Source organism: Bacillus sp. FSL R5-0820 (assembly GCF_038593385.1).
Taxonomy (GTDB): Bacteria; Bacillota; Bacilli; order Bacillales; family Bacillaceae; genus Bacillus; species Bacillus altitudinis.
Map to the genome: position 1 here is coordinate 3,624,619 of NZ_CP151991.1, position 16,704 is coordinate 3,641,322.

The following is a 16,704-nucleotide window of genomic DNA, read 5'->3' on the forward strand; positions in this document are numbered from 1 at the left end:
GAACTATGAAGAAAACCGCTTTTTATGATTGGACGATTCACTATCCTGAACATTTAACAGCCGTCAAAGATGATACAGAAAAGAAAATGGTCTTTCTAGAACAGACTGTTGAATTTAAAGGGATTATTCGTATTGATGAGAATGATGAACTGCAAATAAAGCCCACTTGGGATTGTGTCATTATTATTAATGCAAAACAGATGTCTGTCACAGTTCGTGATGCAGAAGACTTTGTAGGTTTACCATAGAAATGAAATAAGTCTCGTTTGAGGGAAATCACTCAAATGAGACTTTTTCTGTTTAGTCACCATAATTATTTAATAACCATTTACAAAGTAAGCAATGGTTTCTAGTTCATCTTCTTTCAATTCTCTGTTCACGTAATTTTGATATTCTATCGTGATTTTCTGTTGATCTCCACCACAAAGATCGGTGAATTTCGCAATCATCCGAAGCTTGTCTGTTTCCTGACGAAACTCCTCTTTTGTCCACGGTCTTTGGTGTGAAGGAATATACGTTTCAGCATCAAATGCATCTAACTCATCTAAAAGACGCAAGATTTCTTTTACCGTATAATGTACTTTTTCAGCATACATTTTCGGATAAATGCAATCAGCAAGAAACAGGATTTTTTCCTCTTTCACATACACGATCACTGAATCTGCGGCATGATCACCCCCAACATGCTGCACAACACAAGTCACCCCGCCAAGATCAATCTCCATCCGACGATCAAACGTCACAACCGGTAAGACGACCTGAATCTCTCGATGATTCTTATATTCTTCTTTTATCGCCTTCGCGCAGAACTCAATCTCCGTTCCTTCCCTCACCCGCTCATCGATCGCCTCATCAGACCACGAAAACGGAAGAAGCTTCTCCATTTCCTTTCTGGTTTTTGCAGAAGCAATTGAAACCGCATGAGGCAACGCCGGTAGACCAAAAATATGATCCCAATGCCAATGCGTGAGGACTACCAGATCAGGTGTAGCGTTCTCTTGTTTTAAGGTCTTTTGGATGAAATAGTTCGCATGATCTTCTGAATTACCGGCATCGATCATTAATGTTTTGTTATTGCCTTCGACCATGCCTAGGATGGGGCGGTCGGTGAGTGATACTGGCGTGATGTAGGAGAAGGTTTTGCCTATTTTTTTGATTGTGTGCATGGTGTGCCTGCTTTCTAATATATAGATTTTATTCTCGTAGTGCGAAGGTAAACCGAATCCTATTTCTTTAATAAGTATTTGGTTAACTTTCGATCTTCCTTATCCTTTGTCTTCACAGCAATATGTTCAATCAATTCTCTTGTGGCCGCTTGCTGCGAATACGAAGGAGACCATTCTTTTAATACACTTAAAGCATGATACTGTAAATTTCCATCATCTGATCTAAGTGCAGCTTGAATCAATGGCAATCCTATACCTTCGTGTTCATATAAATCTTGCACAATATATTGTAGACAAGCCACTTCATCATCTGAGAGGTTTGATAACGATAAATGTGTTTCTGCAAATGTACAAAGCTCTCTAATATGCTGGTGATGATTTGTGTCCATCACAGCAAAGTATATTTCACTATTTGCCGGATCTTTCTCAAGTAAAGCAAATAGATGCTCAATCACATCTAAACGATAAAAGAGAGCGATTTTAAGTGCTTGGGAGCTGAAACCCTGTTGTAACGAATCGATTGCAAGCTTTGGCCATCTACTGTCATTGATAAACGGTTGAACAGCTTCCTGGATAGCCTTATAATCGTCCTGTTTCCATGAAGCATTCAATCGGTCTTCCCAAATCTCTTGTTCATCATTTAAAAACTCATTTATTTTCAATATTGGATAAAAGTCCTCAATTGATTGACAGTGCTTATGAGCATGGTGAATAAAACGGCAGAGAACTAAGCTTGCATTTGGATACTCTTCGATACCATAGTTAGAAACCTCATCTTCTAATAATGCTTGAATGATGAGACTCGCTCCATCATATAATTCTTTGGAAATTTCATCTTTTGATAAAGCTGTTTCCAGATCACCATTAAGAGCACAAGTATAAGCTAAGTATTCATTCATGATTGTATTTTCGCAGCCCTTTGTTAGGAGCCATCGTTTTATTTCTGGCGTCGATGCTTCCAATTGCTCAACAGCCGAAATCTTCCCCCATCCATCGACGGACTTTGCAAGACGCCAAACATGTTCGTTTCCTTGAATTGTGCCATTCTTCAATGCAAACACGACATAAGAAGTAAATTCTTCATGCATACCTATTGTGAATAAAAGCTCTTTGTATTTTTCACAGTTCGTACATCCCAGTATCATAACTGCAAATTTAACTACCTCCCGATGTGCTGCATGCTCAAGAAGCCATAACGCTTCTTGCTGTACAAGATACTCATCCCATTGTGTTTGTTGAAATCGGTCAATTAACTCACTGTTGCGACTCGCCATATTGTTAGAAATGATTTTTTCATATGTTTTTTTTCTAGTTTCGTTTGTAGGATGATTCAGTTGTATTTCAAAAAGCTTCAATAGTTTCTTCACATAAAAAGGGGCAGGTCGTTCATCTACATAATAATCAGATAAACCGGGAGCCAATCGTGGTTCATTTTCGTCAAATAAATAATCTTCATCGGGTAAACGATCATCTACTATTTTATGATGTGTTTGAATTTGTTGTTGAATAAAGGGAACGATTTTCTCTTTATGATCCCATGATAGAAGGTCTATCTTCATTGATTCATCTAAAACCGTTTCATGATCTACCTTCACCATACAACGAAATCGTACATACCCACCAAGTTTAACGGACACCTTGTGTTTTGTACCATCTTGAAGCTCCAATATCCCTGACAATTTTGAATAAGGGATCATATGAGTCAATAAACTTTTTCGTTGTTTTTTATCAACTGTCACACCATCAATGATTAGTTGCTCTTCTTTTATTTGGTTTGTAATTTCTATAGAATGCCCTTTATATTCAATTTTCCATGTTTTATTTATTTCTTTTTCTACGTCTTTTATTACGTTACGTATTTCATGTTTAAAATCAGCTTTGAAACCCATGAAAGTCTCCTTTAAGAACGCAATATGTCCTTATATATGTTCGTTGTCAAATACTGAAATAATAATTCAATATTAATTACTTAAATAAAGCTTCACTTTTATTTTATAACTCCCAGAATCATTACTAATTAACTCCTTCATACATATTTTTTAACAAATTTAACAAAATCCACATTAACTATTTCGATCTTATTTAATAAATCACTATGTTTATTTTTATTCTGAAATAAATATGCAACCGCTACTAATGTATCACGAAATGTAAAGTTACTATTATTTAATAAATAGTTTAAAATCAACTTTATTTTCGATCCATTTATGACATTTTTTCTTTCTAAATGCCGACAAATTAATACATATAAGACGGTAAATTGAGATGGATTGAATTGAATATATCTCCAGTTTTCAACTAAATTCTTTAACTCTTTATCACTTAACACTTTCCATTTACCAGAGAAAATAATATTATTTAATATTTTTCTATTATCTTCGCCTTCAATTGATATGTATTCATCTAATATTTCCTTGTACCTTTTCAAATCTATACCGCTCTCTTCTTCTAATCTACATAATTTATTAACTAATTGAATTAAGTTACCATTATTAATTATTTCTTTAGTTCTTTTATCTATAATTTTTTCACTAGTGAAGGATACCATTTCTTCACCATAGTCAAAGCCAATTACTTCAACTGTATTTTTATATTCTTCTGGACTTAAGAATTTTGTTTTCGAGGAATTTAACACTAACTCTTCATTCCATAGTAAATAGCTTATTTCATTAAGCAAGTTATTATTTCTTTTATAGTCCATCTCACCATCTAAATAAATAAAATACATATCATCAACAAATCTAATTAGATTTATGTTTTCTCTTGAAGCTATTTTCTCTATTTTTGAATCAAAGTCTTGCAAATATACTTGAGATAATATTGATGAACCTATTGAATAATGAAATTGTGGTAAACAATCAAATCCACAAAAATTAAGAAAATAACTCAAATCATCAATAATCTTATTTTCTCCTAGTAACGTTTTTAATTTATTTATCAACGATTTTAATTTAATCGAGTTAAAAAAATCCTGTAAATCTATTTTTAACACGGGAAAATCAAAGTATCTCTCTCTCTCTTTTTGAAAACTGCTATAACTTTTATTAAATCTAGCATTTTGTTTGACATCCGAATGATTAGAACTTATGTCTAAAAATCCTGAATAAAATATCTTCATTCGTTCTTTTGAGAAATCTAATTTAGTATCTTCATCTAAAAACAATTTGGCTATTCTAAAAACAATATAAGTATAATAGGTATAGTATATTGGACTTATCAAATACATATTTCTAGGTGTAAAATAATCGTTCTTATAAATAAAATCTCTTGCTTTAAAAGGGTAATTATTTTCACAAAAATCTTTAACATCTCTTTCTAATTCAATTTTAATAGCCGAGAAACTATGTTTATCAAAGTAATTGGTAATAGCAATAGTTTGTGGATTATATTTTTTAGATTTGGACATTGATAATATATACTTATATGTAAGCTCAATTAGTTCCATCATATCACTCACTTTAGAAAATAAATATAAATAGTAACTATAGGAAATAAGAGTATGGCCATATTAACATGTAATAAAATGTTGTCTACTGTAAAATCTTTTATTTTCTTTTTCTTAAATTCTTTATCTTCTATTATTTTATTAAATCTATGTTTTGCATCATCAACAGAATCATGATTTTCGTTATTCTTAAGTATTGACTGATACTCAAACATAATAATATCAAATCTCTCTATTAATGACTTGTCATCACTATTACTATTATTCTTTTCTAAAAACAACTTTTTTAACTTTAAAATTAAGTCTTCTATATCTAATTGATGATAGTGTGTTTTTAAAGCCCTCTCATTATAATTCAACTCATTTACATAGTATTGTAATAGGATTACGTAAATCGAGAAAACTCCAGCAATTAAGCTAAAACCACTATTTGAAAAACTAGGTTCTACTTCCTTTCCTCCAAGAGACAATAACACAAATATTACCGCTTCAATGTTTAACCAGAAAAAAATTATTTTCCATTTGTCACTATACTTCTTTAAACGTTTACTCATTTCTATTCTATTATTTCTAGTTCTATTTAAAGTATTAATTTTTGTTTCTATCTCTGATATTATAGTTATATTTTTGTACTCCTTCTTCACAATTCCGCTCCTTTCTTAATATAAAATACTATATATATTAATACTAACGATTTGATTTTACTTATGATAAGGCTCTCCGTAATGCACCTAAGTGAGGTTTTATCTAAAGGCAGCTCCTAACACGAATGATAGTCACTGCTCAATACTTTATATTATAAAACTCTCGCCCTTTAATACATTTTTAAAAGGCTCTTGAGCATTTTTTTAAAGTCTAAAAAAAATATTTTACTTTTTTAGGTCTAAACTACCTATCTATTTAACGAATTTTTTTACAAATTTAGCGCTCTTAATAGAATAGTTCCAGAGATGTCATCTTTTAAGATTTCTCTTGAAGAACTTATTGCTCTATCAGGGCTAAACAAATGAAGCTCTATACGATTATATCTATTCTTATTTTTCTTCATTATAAAATCCACTAAGTAGGGAGTAATATCTAAAGGAAATTGTATAATCTGATGCCATTCTTCATTAATCAAAGCCTTAATTTCGAGTATCAATTTATTATGATTTTCTAGTACTACAGGTCCAACGGTTACTAGATTTGTACCTTTATAAAGAGTTAATAATTCTTTTGGAGCCTCTGCAAATAAAGATAATGTACTTAATCCTGTAGGATACTTTTTTAAATACACACCCTTACTTATCTCTATTTCTCCAGCTTTATTTTGTAAATAATCTTGTAATATATCTTCAATCATTGTAAAGACTGATGAAAATGCCGCTACATTAACTCCCTTAAATTCTTCATTTTCAATATGTTTAATAAAATTGCTTTTACTTAATGCAATATTTTGTCCATCTTTAGCTACTTTGGATAAGTCCCCTTCTTGTTCTTCATACTTCATAATTTTAAAATCTAAAATACCTATATCACTAGACTCTTTATTTATTTTAAGTGCATATAAATTAGGAATTAGTAGATGTTTTTTTGTAATTTTATCGAATTCTTTTACCATATATAGTCTTCTTCCATTAATATCTTCTCTAAATAAATCCTTATCGAAATAATAATGTTCGATACTAATATATGGTGTGTCTTTACGGTGCTCTGGTACTGGTAACAACATAGAATACACATTGTTCCCATGATATAATACTTCAGCATCTCCAAATTCACTATTAATATCATCAGCATCTCTATCAAAAATAAATATTTTACAATATTCATTCTCCAATAAAGCATGATAATCACGAATTTTTTTTAATTTATCGTTACCCATCTGAGTTTTTTTATCAGGTTCAAAAAATTCAATATCTAAGCTTTGAAACATGTCATTTCCATTTAACTTTTTTAAAGCATATTTTAAATGTCTCCAGTCTGTTTGTCCTTCTGTAATAATTATATTTTTACTAGATTAGTTAGTTCATCTAATCTAACGTTTAAGATAGGAAGATATTTTTTTATAAATACCTCTATAATTCCATCGGAGGAGGCTATTTTAAAAAGAATTTCATCTTCTTCAGGGGAACATTCAGTTTGAACAATTCCGCTTTTGTTTAAATACAGCCTATCCTCATCCTCATTCCCATATAAAAATATATCATCATCTAAGAGCATAAGATCCTTCAGCTTAAATTTAAAATAGGCACAATTACTCGAGTTTTTAGAAGTATGTGATACCATCTTTATATAAATCCAATTATCTTCAAATTTCTTTAGTATTTTAAAACCCAAATTCAAATCTATAATTTTCAAACGAATATCATGTTCCATATTCATCCCCCTTATAATAAGAACTCTATTACATCAGATTATATATATATTTCTTCAAAAACCTCATTCACTTATGATAAGGCTCCCCCCGCACAATCCGAAACGCCCGATAAATCTGCTCCACCAACACCAACCTCATCAACTGATGCGGGAACGTCATTTTCGAAAACGACAGTTTCTCATTCGCCCGCTGCATGACAGCGTCGCTTAATCCAAGGGATCCACCTATGACAAAACATACCTTACTTTTCCCGTATGTTGCCAGCTTATCTATTGTATCGGCTAATTCTTCGGAACTTTTCATTTTTCCTTCGATGGCGAGGGCGATGACGTGGGCGTCTGGGTTGATTTTGCTTAGGATGCGTTCGCCTTCTTTGTCTTTGATGATTTTCATGTCTTGCTCGCTGAGATTCTCGGGTGCTTTTTCGTCTGCGAGCTCAATGATCTCGATTTTTGCGTATGCCTGTAATCGTTTTGTGTATTCGGCTATGCCTTGCTTTAAATATTTCTCTTTTAGTTTTCCTACTGTGATAATTGATATATTCACAGGTCATCCCCACCTTAAGAACAAGTTATTCATATAAGTTATCAACAATTGTGGATAAAATTTGTGTATTTTGTGTCCGATCATTCGTTCCCCACTATATATATTGCAGGTTCATCGCACAATTCACAGGTTGTGGATAAGCTGTGTGTATGTTCGATTTTTCTGAATTCTGGCGGTGTTTCGTGATCATCTATGTACATGTCTAGTACGGTTTCTATATGTTCTGCACAAGCATAAAGTGATTTGTTCATAAGTTTCTAATTCCTCCAATATGTTGTTTGGTTATTCACAAGTGTTTCGCTCATTGTTCAATATAACCGATTTATTCACATGTTAATAGTCTTTTACCATTTTCCACACCTTTTATCCACAAACCAAATAAAAAAGCCTCCACTCCTGTGAAGGCTTCCTTCTATCAAAACGGATTGTAAAATCTCGTTCCTCTAACAAATGTAATCACTAGCGACACGATCAATACCACACCAACAAACAATAACGCCGCATAATCTGCTTTTTGAAAGTCTTTCGCCGTAAACCATGTACGCTTTTTATGTTTCCCAAACCCGCGCAGCTCCATCGCATTGCTGATGGTCTCGATCCGTTCTAGGCTAGAAAATATCAACGGCATCACAATAGACAGCGCATTTTTAATCCGTTTTCCCAGTTTTTCATTCTTTGATAAATCAATGCCTCTTGCTTGCTGAGAAATGGCAATCGTTCGAAAATCACGCTGAATATCTGGAATATAGCGCAAAGCAATCGCTACAGCATACGAAATCCGGTAGCTGACCCCAATTCGGCTGAGCGATGAGGCGAATTCACTTGGATTTGTTGTCACGATAAATAAAAGCGCTGCTGGCATCACAGTCACGTATTTCAGTGTAATGTTCAATTGATAGAAAAGCTGTTCAAGTGTGACATTGTACCAGCCTGCAATGTGAAACAGCTCGTGCTTCGCTCCATAGATGGCGACACCTTGCTGAGGCGCAAAGACGTAAATGGCGATGTTATTGATGACAAGAAAAATCGCCAAGACAATCACTACGAAAGAGATATCACGAAATCGCACATTCGACAGTTGAAAGAACACGATACTGGCAACTAGCATAAACACTAATACGCCTGTATCATATGTGAGCATCGCTGCGGATGACCAGAGGATAAAGCAAATGAGTTTGGTTGCCCCTGTCAGCCGGTGAATCGGCGACGGGCGATCGATATAGGACAGCATGTCTACAGCCATGTCATTCGTTCCTTTCTGTCAACCTCAATGAAGCGATCCACGAGTTCATTTGGATTTGGCCAGTCTGCTTTTAGCGCCAGTTCATAGAGCGACGTTTCCTTTAAGCTCGCCTTTTGGACTAGCAGCTGATCTGTCAGCACTTTGGCTGGTGTATCATCTGCGATTTTTTCTCCATCTGAAATGACAATGGTTCTTGTTGTGTATTCGAGCATCAAATGCATATCATGGGTGATCATCAAAATCGTGACTCCCTGCTGATTTAATTGCTCTAAAAACGTCATCATCTCTGTGTAATGTCTAAAATCTTGACCGGCCGTTGGCTCATCTAAAATGATGATTTCTGGCTCTAACACAAGAATGGATGCAATGGTGACGCGTTTTTTCTGTCCAAAACTGAGTGCTGAGATCGGCCAATTTCGAAATGGATACAGCCCGCATACTTTTAAAACCCGCTCTACACGAGCCTTGATGTCGTCTTCCTTTACGCCTCTTAAAACGAGACCTAGTGCGACTTCATCAAAAATCATTTGTTTAGAAATCATTTGATTTGGGTTTTGCATGACGACACCGATTCTTTCGGAGCGCTGTTTGATGGTGTCTCCTGTGATGTCATCGCCATTTAAAAGGATTGTCCCTTTGGTTGGCTTTTCAAATGCACAAAGCACCTTGGATAGTGTCGTCTTGCCTGCGCCATTGGCACCGGCGATGCTGATCATTTCTCCTTTTTTGACGGTAAAAGAGATGTTGTTCAGTGTGTTGGGTCTTGTCGGATAATCAAAGCTCAGCTCACGCACTTCTAGTAAATCCGGCGCTTCATTCTGCTCGACTGATGGCTCAGATGCTTCCATCCATTGTTCGATTTTCTCTTTTGCCTCGTCATTTAAGGTGAGGTGCTGTAAATTAGCGATCTGATCTCCTGCTTCAACCGGAATGCCTGCATATTTCATCGCTTTCACATATAAAGGCTCACGTAAATACGCGGCTTCTAATACATTGGAGGCGAGCAATGCATCTGGTGTCATATCCGCTGCAATCGTGCCGTCATTGACAACGATGATGCGGTCGACATGACGGAAGAGGACGTCTTCCAATCGATGTTCCACCATCACGACCGTTTTTTTCGTTTCTTTTTGCAGATGGTCAATAAGGTCGATCACTTCTTTACCTGTAGCAGGATCAAGGCTTGCCAGTGGCTCATCGAATAGCAAAATATCGACATCGTTGACAAGTACGCCTGCGATGGCGACACGTTGTTTTTGACCTCCTGACAGCTCATGTACGGACGATGCGAGTTTGCCGTCTACCTCTGTTAATTTTGCCGCTTTTTCGACACGTGTTTTCATTTCTTCGCGTGTGACTTGATCATTTTCAAGTGTAAATGCGATGTCTTCTCCTACGGTTAGCCCGATAAATTGTCCATCAGGGTCTTGCAGCACCGTCCCAACGAGCTGTGAGAGGGAGAAAATGTTCTCTTTCTCTGCATTTTTTCCGCCGATGTGGAGACTTCCTTCCATAGAACCTTTATAAGACGCAGGAACTAGCCCATTGATACAATGGGCTAGTGTGCTTTTTCCCGATCCAGACGGGCCTGCAATGAGGACTTTTTCTCCTTCATAGATGGTCAGGTTGATATCTTTCAATGTTGGTTCTGCCTGACTGCGATACTTGAATCCGAAATGTTCGAATTGAATCATCGGTTTCTTCATTTATGTGTTCCACCTTGCTTCATGATGTTTCTTTCGATAGACTGCCGCTTTTGCTTCTCGTTTTCGCATAAGCCGCAATGATGATGGTGCCTAGTACACCGACTGTGATGATGTTTGAGATTCCTGCTACGATGCCTTGAACGAACACTTTATTTGCAGGTTCTGCATAGATCACAATGTCGAGTACCGGCGCAATGACAAACCAGCCTAATGCTTGTGCGCCGGCTTGGACGGCGTTGAAGAGCGTGATTTTTTTCCAGCCAAAGTCGCCCTCTTCTACTTTTAAACGGTTCGAAATGAGACCGATCAATAAACCAACAACACCCGAAACGATAATCCAGCTCCACCAAGGTCCAAATGTGGTGGCATCTTTAATGAGATGACCAATAAATCCAATCAATGCGCCTGCAATAGGACCAAATAGCACGGCCATTAATGCAAGGAACGCGTACGATGTTTCAATTTGTGTATTCGGAATCCCAGTTGGAATGGAGACGAAGCGTCCTAAAATGACAAAGACGGCTGCGCCAATCCCGATGGCAACGACAGTTTTCGTTGAAAGTTGTTTACCTGCCATGATGTTTCCTCCTCTTATTCGTATATAATGCGCGGAGCTTTGCGAATCGAAAGGCGCCAGCCTGTGCCTGTACCGATGTTATAAGCCTTTGCAAATGACCCTTGATTGATCGCCACGCCTAAATGATCGAGTGAATTGACATATACGAGTGGTTCGCCTACCTTTAAATCGGCAAAAGATCGTCCATAGGTCATGATATTTTTATACACATTTTTTGGCCCGTTGGCAATGGTAACTTCTATTGCATCCCCATAATTGATTGAAAGCTGTTCAAATAACGTATGATGAATGTTTGTCCATAGGTTTCCGAACCGCACATCTAAAATATCAATCGTCCCTGTGATCACTTCTTCTTCCGCATAAGCTTGTACGACTGGAAGGTGAATAATGTCCTCTATATTCGCCTTTGGCCCGACCTCTTCAAAAGAAATCACACCTGAAGCAATTCTCGCGCCTGTATAGGCGTAAATGTCTCTACCATGGAAAGTATGTGATTTTCCTGACTTCGGCAGACGGTTGATGGTTTCATCTAAATACCGAGCCTCCACGATGCCAATATCCTGGGCGACATGCGTAAGTGTCCCATTATCAGGTGTGATGATGTAGTGGGAGCTTGTTGTTTTGACGACAAGGCTCTTTCGCTCTGATCCAACGCCTGGGTCAACGACGGAGACAAACACCGTTTCTTCCGGCCAATATGTGACCGTCTGAAGCAAGCGATAAGACGCTTCCCAAATGTCATATTGGGGAATGTTGTGAGTTAAATCAAAAATGCGGATGCCACTCCTCACTGTATTGGCTACGCCGTACATTGCGCTGACCGCTCCATCATCAATACCGAAATCTGATTGCAAAACCAATGCATGTTCACTCATGTTAATCTCCCTTTCATTTGAAAAAATGGTTGTGGTGTTTCACGTGGAACATTTGAACATTTGTATGAAAAAAAGTGGACAATAAAAAATACCCCATCCTTATCTATGAATCATAAGGACGAGGTATTTGTCTCGTGGTACCACCTTTATTTACTGTTTGCTCGCGCTAAACAGCCTCTACAAGTACAAAGCTCCAATTTGGCTCATATACTGTGGTTTTGATAACGAGTACCAACTCTCGTCGTCACCTACTAATATCATGGATATGTTCAGCACGAGGCTCAGAGACCATTTTTCGAATCATTATTTTTGCTTCTTTTCAGCTGCCGAAGCTCTCTGTGGAAAAATTGATGATTGTACTTTCTCTCGTCATTGCCTGTTTAACTATCTTGAATTAAAGCTATCATACATGATGTTTTTTGATAAATCAAGATATTTTTCTGAACATTTTTAAAAATGAGTTAACTGTTCTGGAAGAGTCTTCTTTTTTATAAAATTTAAGCAAATGTTAAAGAGCGAGATATGGTGTCTTTCTTTTCTAGCGGTATAATAAAGATGAAGGGAGGTACAGTGTGTGTGGACCATCTGTATGAATGAATTTAAGCAGCTCTTCAAAAGCACAAAATCCATCTTAACTATTGTTATTATTTTCATTTTATCTACTTTTGTATCAAGTCTTCCATTTATAGCTGCTTATCAAGGGAAGTGGGAACAGGCAAAGGACCCTTATTCCATTGGGAATGAACTAGTGATTTCGTTATTTGGTTTCTTCCTTATTTTTTTATTATCTCATGATATTTTGAGCCGCGAAATTCATTTGAAAACCATTCGTTTTCTCGTCAGCAAAACGACCCGTTTAAACATTGTCATCGGGAAATATCTTGGGCTGATGCTGTTTTGGCTCAGTTGCATTATGACCACATATATATTAAATATGGTGATTTCACATCGTTTTCTGTTCTCTGATGCCTTAAAAATATTAACGTTTATCAGTGTCGGCATCTCCTGTGCTTTGTTTTTGTCCATGCTCTTTCCAACACCACAGAAATCGATGTTTGTTGGCATGTTGTTTTCCTTTCTATTTCCAATCATGAGCATGATGTCTGTTCTTTCTTCAGAACGGTTGATTCACTGGTTCCAATACGTGACGCCTTATTATTATGCGCGCTGGAGTGAACCGCTGACCTATGTGCTGATGAATGCCGCATTGACTGTTGTCTTACTCGTTGGAACGGCACTACTGTTTCAGAGGAGGGATGTCTAAGTGCTTCACACAAAAGGGCTGACAAAAAAATATCGGACAAAAGTCGCAATAAATCATATTGATCTTGATATCCATCAAGGGGATATCTTCGGCCTCATTGGACCGAAGGGTGCTGGTAAGACGACCTTTTTTAATATCATTACAGGGATCTCCCGCCCCACCTCTGGCACATTTATCATGATGAACATGACGTCGTTAAAAAAAGTACGTCATCATATCGGTGTTCTGCCTGAATATACAGATTTATATGAAGGGCTGACTGCTATTGAGCATATTGCCTATTTATCGAAAATTACGGGTACTCGCCAGAAAACGAGCTATTATGAAGAATTACTCGAATTTGTTGGCTTACATCGTTATCATCAAGAGAAAGTCGGTGCCTTTACACCTGGGATGAAGAAGCGGCTCGGAATGGCTCAAGCCATCGCTCATCAGCCTGACTTTATTTTACTTGATGAGCCTTTTGCGGATATTGATGCAGATTCTATCTTACATATCCAGCGGGTGATTGAATCGTTAAAATTTGAAGGAAAAACTGTCTTTTTAACAGCAGACGAGCCAAGGTTCACCCAGCCTATTTGTACCAAAACAGCTTTCATATCTGAAGGAAAAATCGTGTCCTCAAGTACTCATCCTCAAGAGAAAACCATCACGTCCTCAACCATTCGTGCCACCTTCAAGCATGCATGGATTGATGATGAGGTGAAGCCTGTTCTCACGCAGTACTTACAAAGTGTGGGAACAGACCTTGTGATCAGAGATGACGAGACCTCATTGTTGATTCGTTCAGAAGCTCAAGTCCCAGCCATCATCCGTGCGTTTGTGAAATGCAAAGTCGATCTATACCGAGTCACGGCGCAAGATGCCATGATGTCCACATAAAAAAGTACCGTACGCTCGCCGCACGGTACTTCTCTTTTTTTATAAAGGCTTGCTCATGTAAATCCCAGTCTCAGCGAATCCCGTTTTCTCATAAAGTGAGCGGGCGATTTGATTATGGGCAAAGACATGCAGCGATAGTTTCTTCACACCTAATGACTTTGCCTGCTCTTCTAATGCCGCCATGGCCTGTTTTGCCAACCCTTTTCCTCGATACGCTTCAAACAAAATAAAATTATAAATAAATCCTTCATGCTGGGGATGATCTGGATCATAGCAAAGCCATACCCACCCAATGGATTCGTCTCCATGCATGAATGTCCACAGCTCATGATCCTCTGTCTGAAGACCTTCAGGTAGCAGCCGCTCAAATTGTTCCTCTGCGTTCTTTTGCGCTTCTTCCTGACCCCACGTCCCTGCGAGTATCTTTTCTTCTGCGTACCTCTTAATGGATGCCTCTATCAAGACGTCATAATCCGTTTGTGACATCGGCTGTAATGTGACCAAACGTATCTCCCCCTTTCCTTTATCATATGCCGGGCATGTAAAAAAAGCCAGTCCCCTATAGGAACTGGCTAGCCACCGAACTGATCGGTTTGGGAGAGTTTGATCTCGACTGATTTTTTCTTTCCGCTTCGGTAAAATTGCACCTTTACCTTGTCGCCGACTTTCTTTTGATAAAGATATTTACGCAGATCAACGATATTTTGTACTTCCTTGCCGTCAAACGACGTCACGACATCCAGCTCTTTTAACCCTGCTTTTCCTGCTGGAGATAAAGGCTCGACACTCATCACGACGACTCCGGTTGTGACCTTTGATGGCAGCTTTAACGTTTCCTGCCAATGATAGCTCGCAATATCTGCTAGTGATTTCATCCCAACACCAAGGTACGGACGCTTCACCTCTCCATAGCGCTCTAAATCCTCTATGACAGGGATCACCAGATTCGCAGGAATAGACAGCCCAATCCCTTCCACCTCTGACTCAGCAATCTTCATTGAATTGATGCCGATCACTTTGCCGTCCATATTGATCAAGGCTCCGCCGCTGTTCCCAGGATTAATGGCGGCATCCGTTTGCAAAACTTCCGCATTCCAATCCGTCTGTCCATCACCATTAGAATCAACAGGGATCGCACGCTCCGTTCCAGAAATCACACCTTGTGTGACGGAGCCAGCAAATTCAAGGCCCAATGGATTTCCAATGGCGATGACAGGCTCACCTGGTTTAACATGGTCTGAATTGCCGAAGGCAGCGGTTTTCTTGATCTTATCACTTTTGACCGTAAGTACCGCTAAATCCATCAGCTGATCACTGCCGACAAGATTTGCCCCGATCCTTGTCCCGTCCTGAAGGCTCACTTCAAGCTGGTTTGCGCCTTTGATGACATGATGGTTGGTCACGATATAAAAGGTGTCACCCTTTTTTTTATAAATCACACCTGACCCGCTGCCTGCTTCACCGCCTTCTTCCCAAAAGCTCGACTTTTGAATGTTAATGACGCCGACAACTGTATCCGACATACTCGATACCACTTTTGTGACCGCATCATTCACGTTCACATTGACGGTCTTTAAAGGGCCATCTGATGCCTGCTGATCTCCAGCTGACTGCCAGCCAAAGGGGCTGCCGTTTTGTCCAGACACATAGGGGAAAAAGAATCCCATTAAAAAAGCTCCTACCAATACACCGATCAGACCAGATAGGAAATATCCTTTTCTGCTTCGTCTCGGCTTCCACTCTACATCGCGATAATCCACTATGTTTCCTTCCTTTCAGTGAATAGATGATGTATATAGTGTTGGTAAGAAGCTCTTATCTTAATCATACGATTGTAAAAATCATACGGCGCAAAGCGGGGTTGCTTTTTTCGGGTCCGTATCATATAAATCAAAGCCGTCCCCTACAACAAAGCCCTTCATTTCAAGCGTCTGCTGGACCGCCATACGGGCTAAGTCCTTCATGTTGTTGTCTTGACTCAAGTGGGCCAAATAAATGCGTGAGGTGGCGTCTCCAATCACGTCTGTCATAGCAAGAGCCGCATCTTCATTGGATACGTGTCCGACATCGCTCAAAATTCTGCGTTTAATGCTCCATGGGTAGCGCCCCATTTGCAGCATGCCGACATCATGGTTGCTCTCAAATACGAACGTATTGGCTGATTTAATAATCCCTTTCATCCGGTCACTCACATAGCCTGTATCCGTCATAAGGGCAAGTTTACGCCCGCCATAATGGAATACGTAAAACATGGGCTCTGCCGCATCATGTGATACGCCAAATGATTCAACATCGAGACCGCCGAATGATTGAACCGTCTCCATATCAAAGTGGAATTTCTGCTCCGTATCCACTTTCCCAATATGTGACTCCATCGCCTTCCATGTTTTCGCATTTGCATAGACAGGAAGCTTGTACTTTCTTGCCATCACACCGAGTCCTTTAATATGATCTGAGTGCTCGTGAGTGACAAAAATTCCGTCCAAATCTTCTGGCTTTCGGTCGATTTGACCAAGCAGCTCTACCATCTGTTTGCCGCTTAAGCCCGCATCTACTAAAAAAGCATGCTCGTCTGTTTCTAAATAAAAAGCGTTCCCCGTACTTCCGCTCGCTAGTACACTGAACTGCAAGCTCATGTTCT

At 38.3% G+C, this 16,704-nt stretch carries 18 protein-coding genes and 1 other annotated feature; of the genes, 3 read left to right on the plus strand and 15 right to left on the minus strand.

Translation table 11 applies throughout. From position 1 onward, the window contains the following. Positions 1 to 5: 5 nt before the first annotated feature. The gene (locus NST15_RS18690) at positions 6 to 248 is read left to right on the plus strand and encodes a hypothetical protein (RefSeq protein WP_008347452.1); all 243 of its coding nucleotides are present in this window, start codon (positions 6 to 8) and stop codon (positions 246 to 248) included. Between the two features lie 69 nt (positions 249 to 317). On the opposite strand, the gene NST15_RS18695 is transcribed toward NST15_RS18690, so the two are convergent. From NST15_RS18695 to NST15_RS18750, 12 genes are all read right to left on the minus strand, one after another. Continuing rightward, positions 318 to 1,166, minus strand: a complete 849-nt coding sequence (locus tag NST15_RS18695; RefSeq protein ID WP_182489015.1) for an MBL fold metallo-hydrolase — start codon at positions 1,164 to 1,166, stop codon at positions 318 to 320. A 59-nt stretch (positions 1,167 to 1,225) separates the two neighbouring features. Beyond that, the gene (locus NST15_RS18700) at positions 1,226 to 3,055 is read right to left on the minus strand and encodes a hypothetical protein (RefSeq protein WP_342498738.1); all 1,830 of its coding nucleotides are present in this window, start codon (positions 3,053 to 3,055) and stop codon (positions 1,226 to 1,228) included. Positions 3,056 to 3,192: 137 nt separating this feature from the next. Then, positions 3,193 to 4,611, minus strand: a complete 1,419-nt coding sequence (locus NST15_RS18705; RefSeq protein WP_234717167.1) for an RNA-directed DNA polymerase — start codon at positions 4,609 to 4,611, stop codon at positions 3,193 to 3,195. A gap of 8 nt (positions 4,612 to 4,619) precedes the next feature. After that, on the minus strand, positions 4,620 to 5,255 hold the full coding sequence (locus NST15_RS18710) for an SLATT domain-containing protein (protein ID WP_050826797.1): 636 nt from the start codon (positions 5,253 to 5,255) through the stop codon (positions 4,620 to 4,622). Between the two features lie 269 nt (positions 5,256 to 5,524). Continuing rightward, on the minus strand, positions 5,525 to 6,526 hold the full coding sequence (locus tag NST15_RS18715) for a hypothetical protein (protein WP_342498739.1): 1,002 nt from the start codon (positions 6,524 to 6,526) through the stop codon (positions 5,525 to 5,527). A 68-nt stretch (positions 6,527 to 6,594) separates the two neighbouring features. Next, the gene (locus NST15_RS18720; protein ID WP_342498740.1) at positions 6,595 to 6,969 is read right to left on the minus strand and encodes a hypothetical protein; all 375 of its coding nucleotides are present in this window, start codon (positions 6,967 to 6,969) and stop codon (positions 6,595 to 6,597) included. A 67-nt stretch (positions 6,970 to 7,036) separates the two neighbouring features. Beyond that, on the minus strand, positions 7,037 to 7,516 hold the full coding sequence (gene rlmH / locus NST15_RS18725; RefSeq protein ID WP_035390089.1) for a 23S rRNA (pseudouridine(1915)-N(3))-methyltransferase RlmH: 480 nt from the start codon (positions 7,514 to 7,516) through the stop codon (positions 7,037 to 7,039). Between the two features lie 80 nt (positions 7,517 to 7,596). Next, a complete protein-coding gene (locus NST15_RS18730) occupies positions 7,597 to 7,767 on the minus strand; it encodes a CxxH/CxxC protein (protein WP_008360116.1) in 171 nt (56 codons plus the stop codon). A 164-nt stretch (positions 7,768 to 7,931) separates the two neighbouring features. Then, positions 7,932 to 8,759 (minus strand): energy-coupling factor transporter transmembrane component T, encoded by an 828-nt coding sequence (locus NST15_RS18735; RefSeq protein ID WP_035390091.1) that lies wholly within the window; start codon positions 8,757 to 8,759, stop codon positions 7,932 to 7,934. Beyond that, complete coding sequence (locus NST15_RS18740; RefSeq protein WP_342498741.1) at positions 8,750 to 10,465, minus strand: ABC transporter ATP-binding protein; 1,716 nt, start codon at positions 10,463 to 10,465, stop codon at positions 8,750 to 8,752. Before NST15_RS18740 ends, NST15_RS18735 begins: the two co-directional genes overlap by 10 nt. Positions 10,466 to 10,484: 19 nt before the next feature. Next, on the minus strand, positions 10,485 to 11,042 hold the full coding sequence (locus NST15_RS18745; protein ID WP_024718471.1) for an ECF-type riboflavin transporter substrate-binding protein: 558 nt from the start codon (positions 11,040 to 11,042) through the stop codon (positions 10,485 to 10,487). Positions 11,043 to 11,056: 14 nt separating this feature from the next. After that, entirely contained in the window at positions 11,057 to 11,917 is an 861-nt protein-coding gene (locus NST15_RS18750) for an S-adenosyl-l-methionine hydroxide adenosyltransferase family protein (protein ID WP_017368438.1), read from the minus strand. A gap of 111 nt (positions 11,918 to 12,028) precedes the next feature. Then, positions 12,029 to 12,299: a binding site (T-box leader), on the minus strand. Between the two features lie 192 nt (positions 12,300 to 12,491). On the opposite strand from NST15_RS18750, the gene NST15_RS18755 reads away from it, so the two are divergent. Continuing rightward, the gene (locus NST15_RS18755; RefSeq protein ID WP_008347476.1) at positions 12,492 to 13,181 is read left to right on the plus strand and encodes an ABC transporter permease subunit; all 690 of its coding nucleotides are present in this window, start codon (positions 12,492 to 12,494) and stop codon (positions 13,179 to 13,181) included. Continuing rightward, the gene (locus tag NST15_RS18760) at positions 13,182 to 14,063 is read left to right on the plus strand and encodes an ABC transporter ATP-binding protein (RefSeq protein WP_035390097.1); all 882 of its coding nucleotides are present in this window, start codon (positions 13,182 to 13,184) and stop codon (positions 14,061 to 14,063) included. It begins immediately after the preceding gene. A gap of 39 nt (positions 14,064 to 14,102) precedes the next feature. On the opposite strand, the gene NST15_RS18765 is transcribed toward NST15_RS18760, so the two are convergent. From NST15_RS18765 to NST15_RS18775, 3 genes are all read right to left on the minus strand, one after another. Continuing rightward, positions 14,103 to 14,567: a GNAT family N-acetyltransferase gene (locus tag NST15_RS18765; protein WP_017359973.1), complete on the minus strand. Its 465-nt coding sequence runs from the start codon at positions 14,565 to 14,567 to the stop codon at positions 14,103 to 14,105. Positions 14,568 to 14,635: 68 nt separating this feature from the next. After that, on the minus strand, positions 14,636 to 15,823 hold the full coding sequence (locus NST15_RS18770; protein WP_017368441.1) for a S1C family serine protease: 1,188 nt from the start codon (positions 15,821 to 15,823) through the stop codon (positions 14,636 to 14,638). A gap of 81 nt (positions 15,824 to 15,904) precedes the next feature. Next, a complete protein-coding gene (locus NST15_RS18775) occupies positions 15,905 to 16,699 on the minus strand; it encodes an MBL fold metallo-hydrolase (protein ID WP_007497388.1) in 795 nt (264 codons plus the stop codon). Positions 16,700 to 16,704: the final 5 nt, after the last annotated feature.